General features: G+C 74.7%; 21 protein-coding genes. 15 read left to right on the plus strand and 6 right to left on the minus strand.

Annotated features, from left to right (window positions below; all coding sequences use genetic code 11):
• The first annotated feature begins 13 nt into the window (after positions 1–13).
• Both IF04_RS0112845 and IF04_RS0112850 read left to right on the plus strand, forming a co-directional pair.
• On the plus strand, positions 14–1,900 hold the full coding sequence (locus IF04_RS0112845) for a glycoside hydrolase family 15 protein (RefSeq protein ID WP_051831179.1): 1,887 nt from the start codon (positions 14–16) through the stop codon (positions 1,898–1,900).
• Between the two features lie 69 nt (positions 1,901–1,969).
• Positions 1,970–2,302 (plus strand): hypothetical protein, encoded by a 333-nt coding sequence (locus IF04_RS0112850; RefSeq protein WP_030255102.1) that lies wholly within the window; start codon positions 1,970–1,972, stop codon positions 2,300–2,302.
• A gap of 4 nt (positions 2,303–2,306) precedes the next feature.
• Here the strand turns inward: IF04_RS0112850 and guaD are convergent, their stop codons facing one another.
• The 3 genes from guaD to IF04_RS0112865 are packed head-to-tail and all read right to left on the minus strand — an operon-like array spanning position 2,307 to position 4,755.
• Positions 2,307–3,683 (minus strand): guanine deaminase, encoded by a 1,377-nt coding sequence (gene guaD / locus IF04_RS0112855; RefSeq protein ID WP_037959256.1) that lies wholly within the window; start codon positions 3,681–3,683, stop codon positions 2,307–2,309.
• Between the two features lie 40 nt (positions 3,684–3,723).
• The gene (locus tag IF04_RS0112860) at positions 3,724–4,233 is read right to left on the minus strand and encodes a MarR family winged helix-turn-helix transcriptional regulator (RefSeq protein WP_030255108.1); all 510 of its coding nucleotides are present in this window, start codon (positions 4,231–4,233) and stop codon (positions 3,724–3,726) included.
• A 27-nt stretch (positions 4,234–4,260) separates the two neighbouring features.
• Positions 4,261–4,755: a DUF5709 domain-containing protein gene (locus IF04_RS0112865; RefSeq protein ID WP_030255112.1), complete on the minus strand. Its 495-nt coding sequence runs from the start codon at positions 4,753–4,755 to the stop codon at positions 4,261–4,263.
• A 692-nt stretch (positions 4,756–5,447) separates the two neighbouring features.
• On the opposite strand from IF04_RS0112865, the gene IF04_RS0112870 reads away from it, so the two are divergent.
• Positions 5,448–6,761 (plus strand): MFS transporter, encoded by a 1,314-nt coding sequence (locus IF04_RS0112870; RefSeq protein WP_037959372.1) that lies wholly within the window; start codon positions 5,448–5,450, stop codon positions 6,759–6,761.
• A gap of 81 nt (positions 6,762–6,842) precedes the next feature.
• Here IF04_RS0112870 and IF04_RS0112875 read toward each other — a convergent pair whose 3' ends face one another.
• From IF04_RS0112875 to IF04_RS0112885, 3 genes are read right to left on the minus strand one after another with little or no spacing between them, the layout of a single operon-like run.
• Positions 6,843–7,493 carry an HhH-GDP family DNA glycosylase gene (locus IF04_RS0112875; RefSeq protein WP_030255118.1) on the minus strand — a complete coding sequence of 217 codons (651 nt, stop codon included), beginning with the start codon at positions 7,491–7,493 and terminating at the stop codon, positions 6,843–6,845.
• A 24-nt stretch (positions 7,494–7,517) separates the two neighbouring features.
• On the minus strand, positions 7,518–7,640 hold the full coding sequence (locus IF04_RS40115; RefSeq protein WP_281179659.1) for an LPFR motif small protein: 123 nt from the start codon (positions 7,638–7,640) through the stop codon (positions 7,518–7,520).
• Between the two features lie 41 nt (positions 7,641–7,681).
• Positions 7,682–8,623: a polysaccharide pyruvyl transferase family protein gene (locus tag IF04_RS0112885; protein WP_051831181.1), complete on the minus strand. Its 942-nt coding sequence runs from the start codon at positions 8,621–8,623 to the stop codon at positions 7,682–7,684.
• Positions 8,624–8,782: 159 nt separating this feature from the next.
• On the opposite strand from IF04_RS0112885, the gene IF04_RS0112890 reads away from it, so the two are divergent.
• The 12 genes from IF04_RS0112890 to IF04_RS0112945 are packed head-to-tail and all read left to right on the plus strand — an operon-like array spanning position 8,783 to position 21,486.
• Positions 8,783–9,829 (plus strand): NAD-dependent epimerase/dehydratase family protein, encoded by a 1,047-nt coding sequence (locus IF04_RS0112890; protein ID WP_078600239.1) that lies wholly within the window; start codon positions 8,783–8,785, stop codon positions 9,827–9,829.
• A 12-nt stretch (positions 9,830–9,841) separates the two neighbouring features.
• Positions 9,842–11,485 (plus strand): carbamoyltransferase family protein, encoded by a 1,644-nt coding sequence (locus IF04_RS0112895; RefSeq protein ID WP_030255127.1) that lies wholly within the window; start codon positions 9,842–9,844, stop codon positions 11,483–11,485.
• Positions 11,482–12,540, plus strand: coding sequence for a glycosyltransferase family 2 protein (locus tag IF04_RS0112900; RefSeq protein WP_078600241.1), 1,059 nt, complete (start codon positions 11,482–11,484; stop codon positions 12,538–12,540). The genes IF04_RS0112895 and IF04_RS0112900 overlap by 4 nt, the downstream gene beginning before the upstream one ends.
• On the plus strand, positions 12,537–13,163 hold the full coding sequence (locus tag IF04_RS0112905; RefSeq protein ID WP_051831183.1) for a D-glycero-alpha-D-manno-heptose-1,7-bisphosphate 7-phosphatase: 627 nt from the start codon (positions 12,537–12,539) through the stop codon (positions 13,161–13,163). Before IF04_RS0112900 ends, IF04_RS0112905 begins: the two co-directional genes overlap by 4 nt.
• Positions 13,160–14,167 (plus strand): glycosyltransferase family 9 protein, encoded by a 1,008-nt coding sequence (locus tag IF04_RS0112910; RefSeq protein WP_030255134.1) that lies wholly within the window; start codon positions 13,160–13,162, stop codon positions 14,165–14,167. Before IF04_RS0112905 ends, IF04_RS0112910 begins: the two co-directional genes overlap by 4 nt.
• Entirely contained in the window at positions 14,164–15,126 is a 963-nt protein-coding gene (locus IF04_RS0112915) for a glycosyltransferase (RefSeq protein ID WP_030255136.1), read from the plus strand. The genes IF04_RS0112910 and IF04_RS0112915 overlap by 4 nt, the downstream gene beginning before the upstream one ends.
• Complete coding sequence (locus IF04_RS0112920; protein WP_030255139.1) at positions 15,123–16,352, plus strand: glycosyltransferase; 1,230 nt, start codon at positions 15,123–15,125, stop codon at positions 16,350–16,352. Before IF04_RS0112915 ends, IF04_RS0112920 begins: the two co-directional genes overlap by 4 nt.
• Positions 16,349–16,975, plus strand: coding sequence for a D-sedoheptulose-7-phosphate isomerase (locus tag IF04_RS0112925; protein WP_051831186.1), 627 nt, complete (start codon positions 16,349–16,351; stop codon positions 16,973–16,975). Before IF04_RS0112920 ends, IF04_RS0112925 begins: the two co-directional genes overlap by 4 nt.
• Positions 16,972–18,453 (plus strand): D-glycero-beta-D-manno-heptose 1-phosphate adenylyltransferase, encoded by a 1,482-nt coding sequence (gene rfaE2, locus IF04_RS0112930; RefSeq protein WP_030255146.1) that lies wholly within the window; start codon positions 16,972–16,974, stop codon positions 18,451–18,453. The genes IF04_RS0112925 and rfaE2 overlap by 4 nt, the downstream gene beginning before the upstream one ends.
• Positions 18,453–19,580, plus strand: coding sequence for a glycosyltransferase family 9 protein (locus tag IF04_RS0112935; protein ID WP_063829474.1), 1,128 nt, complete (start codon positions 18,453–18,455; stop codon positions 19,578–19,580). Before rfaE2 ends, IF04_RS0112935 begins: the two co-directional genes overlap by 1 nt.
• On the plus strand, positions 19,577–20,530 hold the full coding sequence (locus IF04_RS0112940; protein WP_051831187.1) for a glycosyltransferase family 2 protein: 954 nt from the start codon (positions 19,577–19,579) through the stop codon (positions 20,528–20,530). The genes IF04_RS0112935 and IF04_RS0112940 overlap by 4 nt, the downstream gene beginning before the upstream one ends.
• A complete protein-coding gene (locus IF04_RS0112945; protein ID WP_078600243.1) occupies positions 20,527–21,486 on the plus strand; it encodes a glycosyltransferase family 2 protein in 960 nt (319 codons plus the stop codon). The genes IF04_RS0112940 and IF04_RS0112945 overlap by 4 nt, the downstream gene beginning before the upstream one ends.
• Positions 21,487–21,559: the final 73 nt, after the last annotated feature.

Genomic DNA, 21,559 nt, shown 5'->3' on the forward strand with positions numbered 1-21,559 from the left:
CCCACGGAGACCGATGACCGCCATCGAACTGCCCGAGAGCCACGCCTATCCGCCACAGGTGCTGCGCGACTACGCCGTACTGGCCGACGGCGAGCGCGCGGCGCTGGTCGGCCCGCGCGGCGAGATCTGCTGGCTGTGCGCCCCGCGCTGGCACGACGAGGCGGTCTTCGCCACCCTCATCGGCGGCGGCGGGGTCTACGCGGTGACGCCGCGGGAGCGCTATGTGCCCGGCGGCCACTACGAAGAGGGCACGCTGATCTGGCGCAGCCGCTGGATCACCCAGAGCGGCATCGTCGAGTGCCGGGAGGCGCTGGCGTTCCCGGGCGACCCCGACCGCGTCGTCCTGCTGCGCCGCGTGGAGGCGTGCGAGGGCCCGGCCCGGCTGCGGGTGGTCCTGCACCCGCTCGCCGACTACGGCGCCGAGCCGCTGCACGAGCCGCACCGCGACGCACACGGCGTGTGGACCGCCCGAGCGGGCGGCCTGCACCTCCGCTGGACGGGCGGCGCGCAGGCCCGCATCACCGACGAACCGACGGACCCCGGCCCCGACGCGGACCCCGGCACCGGCAACGACCCCGGCACCGAGCGGCACTTCGACCGCCGCCGCGCCACCCGGCTCGTCCTCGACCTGTGCCTCGACCCCGGCCGGCAGCACGACTTCGTCCTGGAGATCGGCCGCACCCCGCCGGACGGCCCCCCACCGGAGCCCGACACCGCCTGGGCCGCTACCGAACGGGCCTGGCGGGAAGCGGTCCCCGCGCTGGATCACACCGTCGCCGCCGGCGACGCCCGGCAGTCCTACGCCGTGCTGCGCGGCATGACCGGCGCCCGCGGCGGAATGATCGCCGCGGCCACCACCAGCCTGCCCGAACGCGCCGAAGAGGGCCGCAACTACGACTACCGGTACGTCTGGATCCGCGACCAGTGCTACGCGGGCCAGGCCATGGCGGCGGCGGGGCACTACCCGCTGCTCGACGCCGCCGTCCGCTTCATCGGCGCGCGGCTGCACGACGACGGGCCCGAAATCGCCCCCGCGTACACGGTCGACGGCGGCCCCGTACCCGACCAGCGGGAACTGGACCTGGCCGGCTACCCCGGCGGCTACGACCGGATCGGCAACCGCGTCAACCGGCAGTTCCAGCTCGACGCCTTCGGCGAGGCGCTGCTGCTCTTCGCCGCCGCGGCCCGCGCGGACCGACTCGACGGCGACGGCTGGAAGGCCGCGGAGATCGCCGCGGACGCCGTGGCGCGCCGCTGGCGGGAGCCGGACGCCGGCATCTGGGAACTGGACGCGCGCGCCTGGACGCACAGCCGCCTCATCTGCTCCGGCGGGCTGCGCGCGATGGCCGCGGCCGGGCCGCCCGGACCGCAGGCCCGCAAGTGGCGCGCGCTCGCCGACACCCTCCTCGACGTCACCACCGCCACCGCGCTGCACCCCGACGGCCACTGGCAGCGCGCCGCCGACGACCCGGCGCTGGACGCGGCCCTGCTCATACCGGCCCTGCGCGGCACGCTGCCCGCCGACGACCCGCGCACCCGCGCCACGCTGCGGGCCTACCAGGAGCGGCTGACCGACCGCCACTTCGCGTACCGCTTCCGGCACGACGACCGGCCGCTGGCGGAGGCGGAAGGCGCCTTCGTGCTCTGCGGCTTCGCGGTGGCGCTGGCGGAACACCAGCAGGGGAGGGAGACCGAGGCGTACCGCTGGTTCGAGCGCAACCGCGCCGCGTGCGGCACGGCCGGGCTGTATGCCGAGGAGTACGACATCACACAGCGTCAGTTGCGGGGCAATCTGCCGCAGTCCTTCGTGCACGCGATGATGCTGGAGTGCGCGGTCCGGCTGGCCGGCGCGGACGGCGTGCCCGAACGGCCCACCTCCTCTCGCGGTGACCGGACCTGAGGAGTGGAGTGGAACGTGCCACCGGTCCGCACTCCCGGCGGGCCGGGGACGACCACGAGGAGACGTGACATGCCGCGAGGTTCCAGCAACAAGCGCGAGCGTCAGTACGAGCACATCAAGGAAGGCGCCCAGAAGCGGGGCACCTCGACCGGCCGGGCGAAGGAGATCGCCGCGCGCACGGTCAACAAGGAGCGGGCCCGCACCGGCGAGTCGAAGACGGCGAGCAAGTCCTCCACGCAGGACAGCAAGTCGGCGTCGCAGCGCGGCGGCCAGCGCTCCGGCAACCGCACCGGCCCCAAGGGCCCGACGAAGGACCAGCTCTACAACGAGGCCAAGAAGAAGAACATCGACGGCCGCTCCTCGATGAGCAAGGACGAACTGGCCAAGGCCCTCGGCCGCTGATCGGTCACAGACCGCCCGCGCCGCGCCCGGCCGGTGCGGCGTCCCGGTCGTGGGCGCGCCGCCCCGCGACATACGTGGCGCGCACCGCACGGTCGTCGCCCATCGCCGCCAGGACGAACAGCAGCTCCTCGATGTCCTCGGCGCGCGCCGCGCGCCGGGCGAGCAGCGGAGTGGCCCGGGGATCGAGCACCACGAAGTCCGCCTCCTGCCCGGGGGCGAGGGAGCCGACGGTGTCCGCGAGACCCAGCGCCGCGGCGCCGCCCCGCGTGGCCAGGTAATACGCCTGTACCGCGTCGATCGGGGCACCGCACAGCGCGGCGGCCTTGTACGCCTCGTACACCGTCGAGAGCATCGAGAAGGTGGGGCCCGCGCCGACGTCCGTGCCGAGCCCGACGGTCACCGGGTGCGGGCCGCCCGCGGTCTCGCGCGCCGGGAACAGCCCGCTGCCAAGGGCCAGGTTGGAGCCGGGGCAGTGGGCCAGCGCGGTGCCGGTGGCGGCGCAGCGGGCGCGCTCGGCGGGGGAGAGGTGGACGCCGTGGGCGAGCACCGCACCCGGCCCGAGCAGCCCGTAGTGGTCGTAGATGTCGAGGTAGCCGGCGCGGCCGGGGAAGAGCGAGCGGGCCCACTCGACCTCGTCGGGCGTCTCCGAGACATGGGTGTGCAGCAGGGTGCCCGGGTGCTCCCGCCACAGCGCGGCTGCCGCTTCGAGCTGTTCCGGTGTACTGCTGGGCGCGAAGCGGGGCGTGATCGCGTACTGGGCGCGGCCCTTGCCGTGCCAGCGGGTGAGCAGCGCCTTGGACTCCTCGTAACCGCTGTGCGCCGTGTCGAGCAGTGCGGCGGGCGAGTTGCGGTCCATCAGGACCTTGCCGCAGGCGATCCGCAGATTCCGCCGGGCCGCCTCCTCGAACAGCGCGTCGGCGGACTCCGGGTGGACCGAGCCGAAGACCAGCGCGGTGGTCGTACCGTTGCGCAGCAGCGCGTCGCAGAAGACGGCGGCGGCCTCGCGCGCGTACCGGCCGTCCGCGAACCGCTCCTCCTCCGGGAACGCGCGCTGCTCCAGCCACCCCATCAGGTCGGCGCCGAAGGCCGCCATGACATCGGTCTGCACGCAGTGGACGTGGGTGTCGACGAACCCGGGGAGGATGACGTGGTCCGGGTAGTGGGCGGGGCTGACGTCCGCGGGGAGCAGGTGGCGCAGCGCGGCGTACTCGCCCGCCGCCGTGATCCGGCCCTCCGCGCAGACCAGCAGCCCGTCCTCCGTGTACGAGAGCGCCTCGTCGCGGCCGGCGCGGAACGGGTCGGCCGGGAAGCGGACGAGCGGCCCGCGTACGGCGGTGACGGCCGGGCCGGTACCCGCGTCGGCGTCGGTGGCGGTGGTCATGGCGGACACCTCCGGGGGCGGACCCGGGCCCGGCGCGCGCTCAGGGCGTGCTCGGGGCGGACCAGCCCAAGGGGTACGGGTCGGATCCGGCGGCCGGGGGTTCGCCGGCCGCGGTGGCGAAGGCGGTCAGCGCCGCCACGATGCTGGCGCGCTGGGCGGCGGGCATCCGCTCGACGATCTCCGCGATCTCGGCGTGCCGCCGCTCGGTGACGTCCTCGACGAGGTGCCGTCCCGCCACGGTCAACTGCACTATCGTCTCGCGGCGGTTGCCGGGATTGACCCTGCGGTCCACGAAACCGGCCGCTATCAGCCGGTCGATCATGCGCATCGCCGTGGACGGATTGACCCTCAGCAGCTCCGCGACGACCACGAGCTTCGCGGCGCCGTGCGCGGACAGCGCGACGAGCAGCCGGAACTGCGGCAGCGTCACCGTCCCCTCCACCGCGGCCAGCGAGCGCGCCGAGACGGCCACCAGCACGCGGGATGCGGTCAGCACAGTACGGGTCACCGCGTCCACGTCGTCCGGTGCCTGCCCGGCGTCCTCGGTCATGCCCCCTTTCTACGCTGTTCCACCGCGTCAGGGCAGGGGCGGGGACTCGTCGTCGTTGACGTTCTCGTCGTCCACGACATGCACCGCCGCCTCCTCGGCACCCGCGGCGCCGCCGTCGATGCCCACGTCCCGGGCGATGACGTCGTTGGCGTTCCGGCCGTGGTCCGGGAAGCCCTGGTCGCCGCTGACGAGGCGCCCGGCACGCTCCTCGCCGGCCTGCTCGTCCACCGGCTCACCGTCGCCGTCCGGCAGGTCACCGATGCCGTTGCCCTCGGGCGGTGCCACGTCCGGCACCTCCTTGGCCAGCCGCTCGTCCAGACTCTCGCCCGCGCGCTGCTCGTTCGCCGTCGTACCCGTCTGGTTCACCGCGAACGGCTTCTCCGGCGGCGAGTAGCCCTCGTCGAGCTGCTGGTCGGCATCCGGCTCGTCGAGGGCGTCCTCCATGTCGAGGTCGTCGGGCTTGGCCGACACGTCGTAGGCGGGCGGCTGGTACACCTCGTCACCCATCGCCTCGTCGGACATGGCCGCTCTCCTCTCCTGGACTGCCGTTCCGCAGCACGGGTGCCCGTTTCTGCACCGCTGCACCCACCCTGCGGAACCGTCACACCTCGTGCAAACGCAACTTCGGGCGGTCAGCGAGTACCCGTGTGTCACCGGCTCACCGCCCACTGTGAGAATGCGCACCCACTCGGCGGATCCCTTGGGGCGCAAGGGATCCACAGGGCATCCGCGGCAGGGTGACGGCGATCGCACCCCAAGAGCGTTTCCCCGGCCGCACCGTTGTGTGAAAGTCGAACCTTGTCGTGCCCGGGGCGTGCGCAGCAGCGCTCTCCTCCGGCCCGGCACCGACCGATTCTCGGCACTCCAGGCCCGCCACCGCACACAGCCGTGCCCGCGCGCCCGCCGAGCCGCTTTCCGAGCCTGACGGGCTCTTCACGAAGTGTTCTGCTGTGCCTTCTCCCGTTCATGCTCCCGGCCGCATCCCCGCGCAGGCGACCGCACCCGAGAGTGCGACCGCCGCCGACTCCGCGGTCACCGCCGATCCCGTCGCCGATACCGCCGACCCGGCCGATCCGGCCGGTGATCCACGGGGCGGCAAAGCCCCCTCCGCCGTACGCCGGTACACCGCGAACCTGAAGTACCTCTTCGGGCGCGGCCGTACGGGCGGCTCCGGCGGCGGCCACGCACCGTGGCGCTCGCTGCGCTACCGCAGCATGCGCTGGTGGTCGGTGGCCAACCTGGTCTCCAACGCCGGTACCTGGATGCAGCTGACCGCCCAGAACCTGCTGGTGCTGCAGCTCACCGGGTCCGCCGCCGCCACCGGTCTGTCGCTCTCCGTACAGGCGGGCCCCGGCCTGCTCATGGGCCTGTTCGGCGGTGCGGTCGTGGACCGCTGGCCCCGTAAGGTCACCGCCGCGGTGAGCCAGTCCATGCTGGGCCTGGTCGCGTTCGCCACCGCCTTCCTGGTGGCCACCGACCAGCTCAACTACGGCATTCTCATGGCGCTGTCCGCCGTCACCGGCATCATCGCCACGGTCGACGGCCCTGCCACCTCGCTGCTCGGCAATGACCTGGTACGCAAGGAGGACGTGCCCTCGGCGATCGCGGTCGGCTCGCTGGTGCACAGCGTGGGCCGGCTCGGCGGTACGGCGCTGGCCGGTGTGGCCGTCGGCGTGCTCGGCACGGGCGCCGCGTACGCCGCGAACGGTCTCTCCTTCCTCTTCGTCGCCGCGGTGATCCCTTTCCTGCGGCCGGTCAGCCAGGCGCTGCGGTCGCGCGGCGAAGCCTCCGACGATCGGCGGGCGCCGGTGAGCCTGGAGAAGGCCGCGAAGGCCGAGAACGCGCCGAAGCCCGCGGCAGAGTCTGTGGCGGAGCCGGTGGAAGCCGACCCCGAGCCCGCCATGACGGCGCGCGAGGGCGTGGCCTTCTTCATGCGCCGCCCGCGGCTGGTCGCGCTGGCCGTGATCACCGGCCTGAGCGCCATCTTCGGCCGGAACTACCAGCTCACCCTGGCCGTCCTGGTCACCGGGCCGCTCAGCGCGGGCGCCGGCGCGTTCGGCACGGTCTCCTCGGTCCTCGCGGCCGGTGGCATCGTCGGCGCGATCCTCGCCGCGCGGCTGCGCAAGCCCTCGGTCAAGCTCGTCGGCGCGCTGGCCGCCGCCGGTGGACTGCTCCAGGCCGTCGCGGGGCTCTCGCCCTCGCTCATCCTGCTGCTGGTCCTCGTGCTGCCGATGTCGGTGGTGGAGTCGGTCTCCGACACCGCGGGCACGACTGTGCTGCAGACCGACCCGCCCGCGAACATGCGTGGCCGTGTGCTCGGCGTCTGGCGGAGCCTGAGCACGGGTTGGGGCCTGGTGGCCCCGCCGCTGCTCGGCCTCCTCATGGAGTGGGCCGGTGCGCGGGGCGCACTGGTGGCCGGCGGCCTGATCATCGCGGCCGTGACCGGCCTGGGCGCTGTGCTGCACGTCCGCAAGGGCACGATCCGGACCGCGCCGGCCACGGCGGCGGCCTACCGGACGGCTGCCTGACAGGTATGTACACGCGAGAAGGGCCGGGACTCACCATGAGTCCCGGCCCTTCGGCGTCGCTCAGACGTGTCTTTCACCTCGCTACGACGTCTCCTCCTCGACGTCCTCCACCACGGACTTCTCCAGCGCTGCCCGGACCAGCGCCGCGGCCAGCGTGGCGGTATCGTCGTCGGACACCAGCCGCGCCAGCTCCTCGGGCTTCTTGGGCAGGCCGAGCCGCTCCGCGCCCTGCAGGGCCTTGCTGTCGATGTACGGGGCCAGGTCCCGCCACACGGCCTGGGCCTCGCGCAGGAAGATGTCCGCGCCGGCCGGGCCGAGCCCCGGAACCTGCTGCAGCAGTTCCTTCAGCCGCTCCACGTCCCCGCCGGCCTCGTCCCGCAGCCGCCGCAGGTCGCCGTGGTACTCGTCCAGCAGCAGCTGCGCGCCGTCCCCGAGCTGGGTGGAGGTGCGCTCGTCGTACCGGCGGTAGCTGCCCCGCCCCAGGGCGTCGACCCGCTGCTGCCAGGTCGCGTCCCGCATGGACCGGGCGTCCTTCATCCCCGCCTCGAAGAGCTCGCGCGCCGCGGCCACCGCCACCGAGGCCCGGATGCGCGCGCTGAGCAGACAGGAGAGCACGAGCAGCTGGTACAGCGGCTGCGGGGTGTCACGGAGCGTGATGCCCGCTTCCGCCGCGTAGGTCTGCCCGTGCGTCTCCAGCAGGGCCTGCACGGTCTTCCGCCGGTCACCCGTCATCGGCTCGTACTCCTTCGGGAGGGGCTAGCGGTGGGCGCCTCGCGAGGCGCCGCCGAAGAGCCGGGCGAGCGCGCGGAAGGGGAGGGTCACCACGGCGGCAAGGGTGCTGCCGATGGCCCGCAGTACGTCGGCGATGGCGCTGAGCACGATTCCTCCTCATATACGGGGAACTGTTCCTGTCCCTCGGGTTACCGGAATCGCGGAACGTAATCATGGCCGGTGGGGCCCGCGGACCGTGCCATGAGCCGCGCCCGCCGCCCGGCCGCTGCCCGGCCGGCGGGGCTGAGGCACCACTCCCACCACCGGTCCAGCGTCTTCGGCGTCACCTCGTCCGCCGGGATCACCGCGGGCCAGCGCAGCGCCCGCGCCTGAGCCGTCACCTTCGCGCCGCCCAGTACGGGATCGACGGCCAGTACCGGCGTCCCGGCCCGGAGCCCCAGCACCATGCCGTGCAGCCGGTTGGTGACCACGGTGTCGAGCCGGGCGGCGAGTCCCATGAACTGCTCCGGGGTCGCGCAGTGCCGCCAGTCGTCGATGGCGAGCCGGGTGTCGGCGGCCACCCGGGTGCAGTCCAGCCGGGTGAGCCACTCGATCAGCGCTCCGCCGACCGTGTCGTGCCGCCGCCGCTCCGCGTACTCGCCCTGCCCGTACGTCAGCACCACCCCGGCCAGAGGTGGCACGGAGTGCAGCGGTGCCGCCGCGGCCAGGTCGACGGCGGGTGCGGCGGCCGGTTCGTCCCGGGCGAAGACCCGGTCGAAGCCGGTCACCGCGGGGTCGCCGGGGTCGATGACGCTCACGCCGACGGCGAGCCGCCGGCATTCACTGAACTGCCGGTGCAGCCGCAGCAGTTGCTCCCCGTGTGCCGGGCCGCAGGTGAAGACGACGTGGCCGTACGCGGCGGGGTCGGCGGCGTCCAGCGGCATACGGTCCGGCGCGAAGCCACGGCTCCAGGCGGTGTCGTGCGCGATGCCGCACGCCGTGAGCGCCTGGGAGACCCGGCGCTGGGCCAGCGCGTCGCCGACCGTGACCTCGCCGTCGTCGAAGCTGAACCACCCGGTCAGCAGCGTCCGTCCGGGTCCTCCGGGACGGGCGAGCAGGTCGTCGGTCAGGGTGGTCAGGGGCTCTCGCATGCCGTACTCCTTCGCGTTTGCGCGCACTCAGGACGCGCACTCAAGAGGCGTACCCGGACCGTCGCCGGTAGAACGGACGGAGATGTGTAAAAGCATGGAAATAGGACACTCAAGGTCCGTGCCACCCAGTGCCATGCCGCACGGAAAGGAGGACGACGCGTGACTGCCCTGCCCTTGCGACCGACGTGGCGGCGTGCCGTCGTGACCGGAGGTGCCGGCTTCCTCGGTTCCCACCTCTGCGAACGCCTGCTGGAGAGCGACGTCGAGGTCGACTGCGTGGACAACCTGTCCTCGGGATCGATGGACAACATCGAGCACCTGCTCGGCCGCCCCGGCTTCCGCTTCCTGGACCGGGACGTCTGCCTCCCGCAGTGCGTCGACGAACTCCGCGGCCCCTACGACCTGGTCCTGCACTTCGCGTGCCCCGCCTCACCGGCCGACTACCTCCGGATGCCCCTGGAGACGCTCGACGTCGGGAGCCTCGGGACGCGGAACGCCCTGGCCATCGCGCACCGCGACAGCGCACGCCTCGTCCTCGCCTCCACCTCCGAGGTCTACGGCGACCCCCTCATGCACCCGCAGCGCGAGGACTACTGGGGGAACGTCAACCCGGTCGGCCCGCGCAGCGTGTACGACGAGTCCAAGCGGTTCTCCGAGGCACTGGTCACGGCGCACGTCGGCGCCAAGGGCACCAACGCCGGCATCGTGCGGATGTTCAACACCTACGGTCCGCGGATGCGGGCCCACGACGGCCGCGCCGTTCCCACGTTCATCTGCCAGGCGCTGGCCGGCGAACCGCTGACCGTGGCCGGCAGCGGCGAGCAGACCCGCTCGCTGTGCTACGTCGACGACACGGTCGACGGCGTGCTGCTGGTGGCCGCGAGCCGCGCGGTGCGCCCCGTCAACATCGGCGGCGGCGACGAGACGCCCATCGCCGAGATCGCGCGCCGCATCGTGGCGCTGACCGGCTCCCGGTCGGAGCTGCGGTACATCGAACGGCCCGAGGACGACCCCGAACGGCGGCGGCCCGACACCTCGCTGGCCCGCGAGATGTTCGGCTGGGAGCCGAAGGTCGCGTGGGAGGAAGGGATCAAGCGCACCATCGGCTACTTCGCGAGCCGCGACCCCCTTGAACGGCTCACCGCGCAGCCGGCAGCGGCTCCTCCCGCCCACGCCGCCCCGCCCGAAGAAGCCCCGCACCCGTGAACGGATCACTCCATGCGCGTCCTTGGTGTCAACGCTCTCTTTCATGACCCCGCAGCAGCCCTCGTCATCGACGGCAGGACCGTCGCGGCCGCGGAGGAGGAACGCTTCAGCCGCCGTAAGCACGGCAAGCGTCCGGTCCCCTTCGCCGCCTGGGAACTGCCCGAGCTCTCCGCCCGCTGGTGCCTGGAACAGGCCGGCCTGACCCCCGCGGACCTCGACGCCGTCGCCTACTCCTACGACCCCGAACTCTCCCGCCCCGCCGAGATGATGGGCCTGGACGACCCCTGGGACCACCTCCGCCAGGAGTACGCCCGCCGGGCACCGGAGTTCCTCGCCGAAGCACTGCCGGGCCTGAAGCCCGAACGCGTCCGCTTCGTCGCCCACCACGTCGCCCACGCGGCCTCCGCCGGACTCGCCTCCCCGTACGACGACAGCGCCGTCCTGGTGCTCGACGGTCGCGGCGAGTGCGCCTCGCACCTCGCGGGCGCCTACTCCGAAGGCGAGCTGAAGGTCCTCGCGGCCCAGGAACTCCCGCATTCCCTCGGCCTGTTCTACGAAGAACTCACCGACCACCTCGGCTTCCTGCGCAGCAGCGACGAGTACAAGGTGATGGCGCTCGCCTCCTACGGCACGCCCCGCTTCCGCGACCAGCTCCGCGAGTACGTCTACGCCGACGGCACCGGCGGCTACGTCGCCGAGCACGTGCCCTGGGAGCGGATGGTGCCGCGCCGGCTCTCCGGCCGCCGCATCACCTCCGACCACGCCGACCTCGCCGCCAGCGCCCAGGCGTGCCTGGAGGACATGACGCTCGACCTCGGCCGCTGGCTGCACGACAAAACCGGCCGGCGGACCCTGTCGATGGCCGGCGGCGTCGCGCTGAACTGCGTGGCCAACTCCCGTCTGTACCGGGACGGTCCGTACGAGGACATCTGGGTCCAGCCCGCCGCCGGCGACGCCGGCACGGCGCTCGGCGCCGCGCTGCACGTCGCCCAGGAACAGGAAGCGGCCCCCGTCTCCCCGATGCCGACCGCGGCGCTCGGCCGCGGCTGGTCCGACGAGGAGCTGCGCGCCGTCCTGGAGGAGGCCGCCGTCCCGTACGAGGAGCCCGACGACATCGCCGAGGCGGTCGCCGAGGAGCTCGCGAACAACGGGATCGTCGCCTGGTACCAGGGCCGCAGCGAGTACGGCCCGCGGGCGCTCGGCCACCGCTCCCTGCTCGCCCACCCCGGACACCCGGACAACCTCGAACGGCTCAACGCCGTGAAGGGCCGCGAGGAGTTCCGGCCCGTCGCGCCGATGGTTCTGGAGGACCGGGCCGCCGAGCTGTTCGAGGGCGGGCCGCTGCCCAGCCCGTACATGCTCTTCGTGCACGACGTCCGCGAGCCGTGGCGCGCGAAGATCCCCGCCGTGGTGCACGTCGACGGCACGGCCCGCGTGCAGACCGTCGAGGAGCGCACCGAACCACTGGTGGCCCGCATGCTGGCGGCCTTCGACCGGCGCACCGGCATCCCCGTCGTGGTCAACACCAGCCTGAACACGGCGGGCCGCCCCATGGTCGACAGCCCGCGCGAGGCGCTGGAGTGCTTCGGCAGCGCGCCGGTCGACCTGCTGGCGATCGGGCCGTTCGCGGTCCGCCGGGGGAGGGCGTTCGCATGACACCCCCTGGCACCCCGGCAAGTACCGCGACCGACACCGCAGATCCCGCGCACCGCGCCGCCGGAGCGGACGTCTCCTACGCCGTCGTCATACCGACCCTCGGCAGGCCCTGCCTGAAGGACTGCCTGCGGTCCCTCGCCGAGGCCGGCGAGCCGTGGCCCGACCAGGTGGTACTGGTCGACGACCGGCCCGAGCCGGGGGAGCCGCTGCCGCTGGAGGCCGCCGGCCCGCTCCAGGACCGCATCCGTACGACGGCCGCCGGCGGGCGCGGCCCCGCCGCCGCCCGGAACGCGGGCCTGGCCGCCGTCGGCACCCCCTGGGTCGTCTTCCTCGACGACGACGTGCGGGTGACGCCCGACTGGAGCCGCCGGCTCACCGCCGACCTCGCCGCGTCGGATGTCCGCACAGGCGGCGTGCAGGGCCGTCTCCACGTGCCCCTCGACGCCGGCCGCCGCCACACCGACTGGGAGCGCGGCACCGCGGGCCTGGAAGGCGCCGCCTGGGCGACCGCCGACATGGCCTACCGCAGCGCGGCCCTCCGCGACGTCGGCGGCTTCGACGAGCGGTTCCCGCGCGCCTTCCGCGAGGACGCCGACCTGGCGCTGCGCGTGATGGACGCGGGCTGGACCCTGCGCCGGGGCGAGCGCGTCACCCACCACCCGGTACGCCCCGCCGACCGCTGGGTCTCCGTACGCGTCCAGCGCGGCAACGCCGACGACGCGCTGATGCGGCGGCTGCACGGCGGCGACTGGTGGCACCGCGCCGACGCGCCGCGCGGCCGGCTCGCCCGGCACGCCGTCATCACCGCAGCCGCGACGGCAGCGGCAGCGCTGGCGCTGGCCCGCCGCCCGCGCGCCGCAGCGCTCGCCGGGTCCCTGTGGGCGCTGGGCACCGCCGAGTTCGCCTGGGCCCGCATCGCCCCCGGCCCGCGCACCCGGCACGAGGTCACCACCATGCTCTGCACCAGCGCGGTCATCCCGCCGCTCGCCGTCGCCCACCGTCTGCGCGGCGAGCTGGCGCACCGGCGCGCGGCGCCCTGGCGAGGTGCCGCATGAGCGATCCGCGCCACGACGACACGCTCCCCGCGGGGGATACGCCCGGCGGGCGGCACGAGCGGCCCGCCGCCGTCCTCTTCGACCGGGACGGCACCCTCATCGAGGACGTGCCCTACAACAGTGACCCGCGGCTGGTCCGCGTGCTGCCCGGCGTGCCCGAAGCGCTCCGGCTGCTGCGCACCGCCGGCATCCCCACCGCCGTCGTCAGCAACCAGTCGGGCGTGGGCCGCGGCCTGCTCACCGAGAATCAGGTACGCCTGGTCAACGCCCGGGTGGACGACGCGCTCGGCGGCTTCGGCACGTGGGTGTACTGCCCGCACCACCCCGAGGCCGGCTGCCACTGCCGCAAGCCCAAGCCCGGCCTGGTCATCGAGGCGGCCCGGCGGCTCGCCGTGCCGGCCGAGAAGTGCGTGGTGATCGGGGACATCGGCGCCGACGTGCTGGCCGCACAGGCGGCCGGTGCCCGCGCTGTCCTCGTACCCAACGCCGTCACCCGCGCCGAGGAGATCACCGCCGCGCCGCACACCGCGCCCGACGTGCTCAGCGCCGTACGGCTGCTGCTCGGCCACGGCCCGGAGACCGCGCCCGTCCCCGTCGCGGAGACCTGGGGGTGGGACCGGTGAGATCACTCGTGGTACGCCTCGACAGCTTCGGCGACGTGCTGCTGGCCGGCCCGGCCGTCCGGGCCGTCGCCGCGCAGTCCGAGCACGTGACCATGTTGTGCGGGCCGCGCGGTGAGGACGCGGCGCGAATGCTGCCCGGGGTCGACGAGGTACTGGTGTGGGAGGCGCCCTGGGAGGGCTTCAGCCCGCCGAGCGTCGAGGACGCCGATGTGGACGGCCTGATCCGCCGGGTGCGCGAGGGCGCGTACGACACGGCGCTCATCCTCACCTCGTTCCATCAGAGCCCGCTGCCCGCCGCCCTGTTGCTGCGGATGGCGCACGTCGGCCGGATCGGCGCCGACAGCCGCGACCATCCCGGGCGGCTGCTGGACGTACGCCACCGGCGGCTGCCGGACCGGCACGAGGCCGAGGCCGCGCTCGACACCGCGGCCGCGCTCGGCTTCGTCCCCGAGCCCCGCGACGACGGCCGACTGCGCGTGCTGCCGCCGCCGGACACCGTGGGCCTCACCGGCAACGGCCCGTACGTCGTGGTGCACCCCGGCGCCAGCGCACCGGCCCGCGCCTGGAGCCCGTACCGCTGCGCCGAGGCGGTCGCCGCGCTCGCCGACGCGGGCCACCGCGTCATCGTCACCGGCGGCCCCGACGAGATCGGACTGACCCGGGAGGTCAGCGGCGAGGTGGCACGCGACCTCGGCGGCCGCACCGACTCCCGGAGCCTGGCCGGAGTGCTGCGCTCCGCCGACGTCGTGGTCAGCGGGAACACCGGGCCCGCGCACCTGGCCGCGGCCGTCGGCACGCCCGTCGTGTCGCTGTTCGCTCCCGTGGTACCCGCCGAGCGGTGGGCGCCGTACGGAGTGCCGACGATCCTCCTCGGCGACCAGCAGGCGCCGTGCGCCGGGACCCGCGCGCGGCACTGCCCGCAGCCAGGACACCCCTGTCTGGACGACGTCACCGCGACGGACGTGGTGCTCGCCGTGCAGAAACTGCTCAAGGAGAGCACATGAACATCCTCATCTGGCATGTGCACGGCTCCTGGATCACCGCATTCGTCCAGGGGGCGCACACCTACCTGGTCCCGGTGACACCGGACCGCGGCCCGGACGGCCTGGGCCGCGCCCGGACCTGGGACTGGCCGGCCTCCGTCCAGGAACTCTCCCCGGAGCAGCTGCGCGAGGCCGACATCGACCTGATGGTCCTGCAACGCCCGCACGAGGTGGAGCTGGCGTACGAATGGACCGGGCGGCGCCCGGGACGCGACGTCCCCGCGGTCTACGTCGAGCACAACAGCCCGCACGAGACGCCCGTGGACACCCGTCATCCGCTCGCCGACCGGGACGACATCCCGCTCGTCCACGTGACCCACTTCAACCGGCTGATGTGGGACAACGGCCGCGCCCCGACCACCGTCGTGGAGCACGGCATCATCGACCCGGGCCCGCGCTGGACCGGCGCGGAGCGGCGGGCCGCCGTCGTCGTCAACGAACCGGTGCGGCGCGGCCGTACCACCGGCACCGACCTGCTGCCGCGGTTCGCCGCCGCGGCGCCGCTGGACGTCTTCGGCATGCGCACCGACGGGCTGGCCCGCCACCTGGGCCTGGCACCGGACCGGTGCCGCACCCGTGACCTGCCGCAGGACGAGCTCCACACGGTGCTGGCCCGCTGCCGGGTGTATGTGCACCCGATCCGGTGGACTTCGCTCGGGCTCTCCCTGCTGGAAGCCATGTTCCTCGGGATGCCCGTCGTGGCACTGGACACCACCGAGGTACGCGAGGCCGTCCCCGAGGGGGCCGGCGTGGTCTCGAACCGGCTGGAGACGCTGACCGACGCGGTCCGCGCCTTCACCGCCGACCGGGACCTCGCCGAACGGACGGGCCGGGAAGCGAGGGCCGCCGTACAGGCCCGCTATGGGGTGGGGCGCTTCCTGGACGACTGGGATCAACTCATGAAAGAGGTCACGCGATGAAGCACGAAGCATCCGCCCCCCACGTCGCCATGGTCTCCGAGCACGCCAGCCCGCTGGCCGCACTCGGCGGTCCGGACGCGGGCGGTCAGAACGTGTACGTGGCACAGCTCGCCCGGCACCTCGTCCGCCGCGGGCACGACGTCACGGTCTACACCCGGCGTGACGATCCCGCACTGGCGCACACGGTCACCACCCACGACGGCTTCAAGGTCGTGCACGTACCGGCCGGCCCCCCGGCCCCCGTGCCGAAGGACGAACTCCCCGCCCACATGCCGGAGTTCGGCCGCTACCTGGCGCGCACCTGGGCCGCCGCGCCGCCCGGCCTCGTGCACGCGCACTTCTGGATGTCGGGCACGGCGGCCCTGGCCGGCGCCCGCGACCTGGGCATCCCCGTCGTCCAGACGTACCACGCGCTCGGCACCGTCAAGCGGCGCTATCAGGGCTCGGACGACACCAGCCCGCCCGAGCGCATCGAGACCGAGGCCCGGATCGGCAGAAGCTGCCGCCGCGTCCTCGCGACCTGCTCCGACGAGGTCGGCGAACTGCTCGCGATGGGCATCCCGCGCGACCACGTACGCGTCGTGCCGTGCGGCGTGGACACCACCCACTTCGCGCCCGTCCCCGGAGCCCGGCGCCCGGACGCCCCCAAACGGCTGCTCGCCGTCGGCCGGCTCGTCCCCCGCAAGGGCTTCGACCGGGCCATCCGCGCCCTGGCCGGCATCCCGGACGCCGAACTCCTCATCGCCGGCGGGCCGGACGAGCCGCTGCTCTTCGACGACCCCGAGGCGAACCGGCTGCGCAAGGTGGCCGAGGAGCACGGCGTGGGCGAGCGGGTACGGCTGCTGGGCCGGGTCTCGCACGAGGAGATGCCCGCCCTGATGTCCAGCGCCGACCTGGTGCTCTCCCTGCCGCGCTACGAGCCGTTCGGCATCGTCCCCATCGAGGCGATGGCCTGCCGCACCCCGGTGGTCGCCACCGCCGTCGGCGGGCACCTCGACACGGTCGTCGACGGCGTCACCGGCGTCCTCGTACCGCCCGTCGAGGAGCACGGCCTGGACCGGATCATCCGGAACCTGCTGGCCGACCCCGAACTGCTCGCCCGCCTCGGCGCCGCGGGCCGCGAACGCGCCCTGGACCGCTACACCTGGGAGCGCGTCGCGCAAGGCGTCTCCGCCGTCTACGACGGCCTGCTCTCCGTACCCGCACTCTCGGGGGTGGCCCGATGACCGCACTCGACGACGGCCGGCACTGCGACGAACTGCAGGACGCGCTGGCCCGCTTCCGCGCTTCCGCCTCCCGCATCGAATCCTGGGGCAGCCGCCTCGCCGACCGCCTCGGCCGGGGCGCCCGGCTGCTGGTCGCCGGCAACGGCGGCAGCGCGGCCCAGGCCCAGCACCTCACCGCCGAACTCGTCGGCCGGTACCGCGAGGACCGCCCGGCCTACTCGGCGCTCGCACTGCACGCCGACACCTCCTCCACCACCGCCATCGCCAACGACTACGGCGTGCAGGAGGTGTTCGCCCGGCAGACCCGCGCCCACGGCCGCCCCGGCGACGTCCTGCTGCTGATGTCCACCAGCGGCGCCAGCGCCAACCTGCTGACCGCCGCCACCGAGGCCCGCCGCATCGGCATGACCGTCTGGGCACTGACCGGACCGGCCCCCAACCCGCTGGAGGCGGCCGGGGACGAGGCGCTGTGCGTGGACGCGCCGGTGCCCGCCACCGTCCAGGAACTCCACCTGGTCGCCGTCCACATGATCTGCGAGGCGTTCGACCGGACCGTCGCCCGGCAGGAGGGCGCCGTACGCCAGGAACCGGTCCTGGACACCGTACGGGTGGAGGAAGCATGAGCCGTAACGCCCCACTGCTCGTCGTCGGCGACAGTCTGCTCGACCACGACCTCTCCGGACGCGCCGAACGCCTCGCGCCCGACGCGCCGGTACCCGTGCTGAAGGGACTGCGCCGCACCGTCCGGCCGGGCGGCGCGGCGCTCGCCGCCTGCCTGGCCGCCGAGGACGGCCGCGAGGTCACCTTCGTCACCGCGCTCGGCGACGACGAGACCAGCCGTACCCTGCGCCGGCTGCTCTCCGACCGGGTCCGGCTCGTCGAACTCCCGCTGTCCGGCGCGCTGTCCAGCAAGACCCGGCTGATGGCACGGGACCGCCCGCTGCTCCGCCTGGACGAGGGCGACGGCCGGGCGGGCGGCGCCACGGAGGAGGCCGAGCAGGCCATCGCCGCCGCCGGCGCCGTGCTCGTCGCGGACTACGGCCGGGGCACCGCCGACGCCGTACGCGGCGCGCTCGCCCGCGCCGCCCGGCACGTGCCCCTCGTCTGGGACCCGCACCCCAACGGGCAGCCGCCCGTCCCGGGCGTGAAGCTGGCCACCCCGGCGGCCGCCGAGGCGCGCACCTTCGCCACCGCGCTCGCCGAGGACGCCCGTCCGGTGACCCGTGCCCGGTCCGGCCGCGACGAGCCGGCTTCCGACGGCGCGCGCGTCCAGCTCGCCCAGGCGGCGGCCGACGCCCGTTCGCTGCTGCGGTCCTGGAAGGCCGCCTCGGTGGCGGTGACGATGGGGGAGCGCGGCGCGCTGCTGACGCACGGTGAGGCGCCCATGCTGGTGCCCGCACCGTGGAACGCGCAGGGCGACGCCTGCGGCGCCGGGGACTGCTTCGCCGCCTGCGCCGCCGGGCTGCTGGCCGACGACGCGCTGCCCGAGGACGCCGTACAGGGCGCGGTCCACGCGGCCACCCGGTTCGTCGAGGACGGCGGCGCACACGGCTTCACCACCCACTTCACCGCCGCGGCCGCACCACAGGGCGGCGGCGAGAGCGCGGCCGAACTCGCGGCCCGGGTACGCGCCGCGGGCGGCACCGTCGTCGCGGCCGGCGGCTGCTTCGACCTGCTGCACGCCGGCCACGTCGCGCTGCTCCAGGCCGCACGCCGGGCCGGCGACTGCCTCATCGTGTGCCTGAACTCCGACGCGTCCGTACGCCGTCGCAAGGGCGACGAACGGCCCATCGTGCCCGAGGCCGACCGGGTACGCGTCCTCCAGGCGCTGGGCTGCGTCGACGCCGTCACCGTCTTCGAAGAGGACACGCCCGAACAGGTACTCCAGGAACTCCGCCCGCACATCTGGGTCAAGGGCGGCGACTACGCCCTGACCCGGATGCCGGAGACGGAGGTACTGGAGGGCTGGGGCGGCCAGGTCATGCTGCTGCCGTACCTCGACGGACGGTCCAGCACCAAGCTGGCCGAGCGCGCCGCCGGCCGGCTCGCCGAGCCGCACGGCGACCCGCTGCCCGGCGCCGCGGCCGACAGGGTGGTGTGATGACCTCCGCCGACGTACCGACCGGACCCGCCTCGCCCCGCCCCCGCCTGCTGGTGCTGCGCGCGCTGGGCCTGGGCGACCTGCTGGCCGGGGTGCCCGCGCTGCGCGGCGTGCGCCGGCACTTCCCCGGCCACGCGATCGTGCTGGCCGCGCCGCCGGGCCTTACCGACGCGGCGCTGGCCACCGGCGCCGTGGACGCCGTGCTCGCCGCGCAGGCGCCGGCCCGCGGCGTGCCCTCCCTGCGGCACTGGCCCGGCGCGCCCCCCGACGTCGCCGTCGACCTGCACGGCAACGGCCCGGCCAGCGCCGATGTGCTCGCCGAACTGCACCCGGGGCGGCTCATCGCCTACGCCGCGCGGGACTCGCCCGCCGCCGCGCTGGAGATCTGGGAGCGCGGCGAACACGAACGTACCCGCTGGTGCAGCGTTCTCGGCGCGTACGGCATCGCCGCCGACCCCGAGGACTACCGCGTCCCGGCCCCGGAGGAGCCCTCCCCGGCGCCCGGTGCCGTGGTCATCCATCCCGGGGCCGACGCCGGCTCCCGCCGCTGGCCGGCCCGCCGCTTCGGCGCCGTCGCCGCGCGGCTGCGCGCCGCCGGTCGGCGCGTGGTGGTGCTCGGCGGCCCGGGGGAGGAGGACCTGACGCTGAGCGTCGCGGAGGCCGCGGGGCTCGGCCCCGGCGAAGTCCTCACCGGCGGGCTGCCGTTCGGCGAGCTGTCCGCGCTGGTCGCGCACGCCGCCGTGCTCGTCAGCGGCGACACCGGCACGGCCCACCTGGCCGTCGCCCACGGCACGCCCTCGGTCACCCTCTTCGGCCCGGTCCCGCCGCGCCTGTGGGGCCCGCCGCCCAGCGACCGGCACACCGCGCTGTGGCACCCGGGCCCGCCCGGCGACCCGCACGGCACCGAGCCGGACCCGCTGCTGCTGCGGATCGGCGTGGACGAGGTACTGGAGGCGGTGTTCTGGCACGACCGCGAGATCGCCCCCATGCCCCGCGTCACCGAGACAGGCGGCGCGCCGTCCGGCCGCTCCCGATTGCGGCGCAGGCTGCGGGCCCCCGGCGCGGTCCCGTACCACAGCGCACCCGGCGCGGCCCGGCCCCGGACCACCGGGGAGGCCCGTCCATGACCACTGACCAACACGCCGTCTCCGGGCGCACGGGGGACAACACGCCGCCCACCTCCCGCACCACCGTCGCGATCATCACCCGCAACCGCCGCGACGGCGTCCTGCACACCCTGGACCGGCTGGCCGAACTCCCCGAACGGCCCCCGGTGATCGTCGTGGACAACGGCTCCGACGACGGCACGGCCGACGCCGTCCGCGCACATCCGGCCGGCGCCGAAGTACTGTGCCCCGGCCGCAACACGGGCGCGCTCGGCCGGACCCTCGCGGTGCGGCACGCCCGTACCCCCTATGTCGCCTTCAGCGACGACGACTCGTGGTGGGCCCCCGGAGCCCTGACCACCGCGGCGCGGCTGCTGGACGACCACCCGGACCTCGGGCTGGTGGCGGCGCGCACCCTCGTCGGGCCGGACAACGCCGAGGACCCGCTGAACGCCGTACTCGCCGACTCGCCGCTGCCGCCCTCCGACCGGTTCCCGGGCCGTCCCGTCCTCGGCTTCCTGGCCTGCGCCGTCGTCGTCCGCCGCGACGCGTATCTCGACGTCGGCGGCTACCACCCGCTGCTCTTCTTCGGCGCGGAGGAGACGCTGCTCGCCTACGACCTGACGGCGGCGGGCTGGGGCGTGACGTACATCCCTGAACTCACCGCCCACCACCACCCGGACGCCACCGCGCGGCCCGGCCGCTCCCCGCTGCTGCAGCGCAACGAAGCGCTCACCGGCTGGCTGCGCCGCCCGCTGCGCGTCGCCCTGCGGCGCACCGGCACGCTGGCCGGCGCGGCCGCGCGCGGCGAACCGGGAGCGGCGGCCGCTCTCCTGGGCCTGCTCGCCCGCATCCCGCCCGCGCTCGCCAAGCGCCGGCCGCTGCCCGCCGACGTGGAGCACGCCATCGGCCTCCTGGAGCGCCCGGCCCGCACTCCGTCCGCCGTACGACCAGGGACACATCAGCCATGACACAGCACGAGGGGCCGAACACAGTGACCGCGCCCGCTGACCTGGCCAAGCAGCAAGCCGGGCCGGACGGCCGCACGACCGTCGTCGTCATCACCCACAACCGCCGTACCGAACTCCTGCGTACGCTCCGCTCCTTGCGCGCACTGCCGGAGCGGCCGCCCGTCATCGTCACGGACAACGCCTCCACCGACGGCACCGCGGAGGCGGTGGCGCGCGAGTTCCCCGAGGTACGGCTGCTGCGCCCGGGCCGCAACCTCGGTGCCATCGGCCGCAACCTCGCCGTGCACTTCGCCGACACGCCCTACGTGGCGTTCTGCGACGACGACACCTGGTGGGACCCCGGCGCGCTGCGGCACGCGGCGGACGTCCTCGACGCCCGGCCGCGGCTGGCGGCGGTCACCGCCCGAATCGTCGTGGAACCGGACGGCACCGAAGACCCGGTGGTCGCCGAGCTGCGCGACTCCCCGCTGTCCGGACCCGACTGGCTGCCGGGCCCCGCGCTCGGCTCGTTCCTCGCGGCCGCGACCGTGCTGCGCACCGAAGCGTTCCGCGAGGGCGGCGGCTTCCACCCGGGGCTGTGGCTCGGCGGCGAGGAGGAGCTGCTGGCCACGGACCTCATCGAACGCGGCTGGTGGCTCGCGTACGACGAGCGGCTGACGATCCATCATGCGGCGTCCACCGCCCGGGACAGCACGGAGCGGCGGGTGCTGGGGCTGCGGAACACACTGTGGTTCACCTGGCTGCGGCGGCCGCTGCTGCCCGCGGTGCGGCGCACGGCGCATCTGGCGCGCACCGTCCCGCACGACCGCGCCTCGCTGCGCGCCTTCGGCCGTGCCCTGGCCGGGCTGCCCTGGGTGCTGCGGGAGCGGGCCGCCGTCTCCGCCGGTACGGAGGCGCGGATCGCGGCACTGGAGGAGGCGCGGCGGGGATCCGGGGCGCGGCGGTACGTGGGGTGAAACGGCCCGTCCCAGCGGCGGCGCGGCGCGTTCGGCCCAGCAGGACACGCATGGTCCGTCACCAGCGTGGAAC

Origin of the sequence: Streptomyces violens, from assembly GCF_000717745.1 — a bacterium.
Lineage (GTDB): Bacteria > Actinomycetota > Actinomycetes > Streptomycetales > Streptomycetaceae > Streptomyces > Streptomyces violens.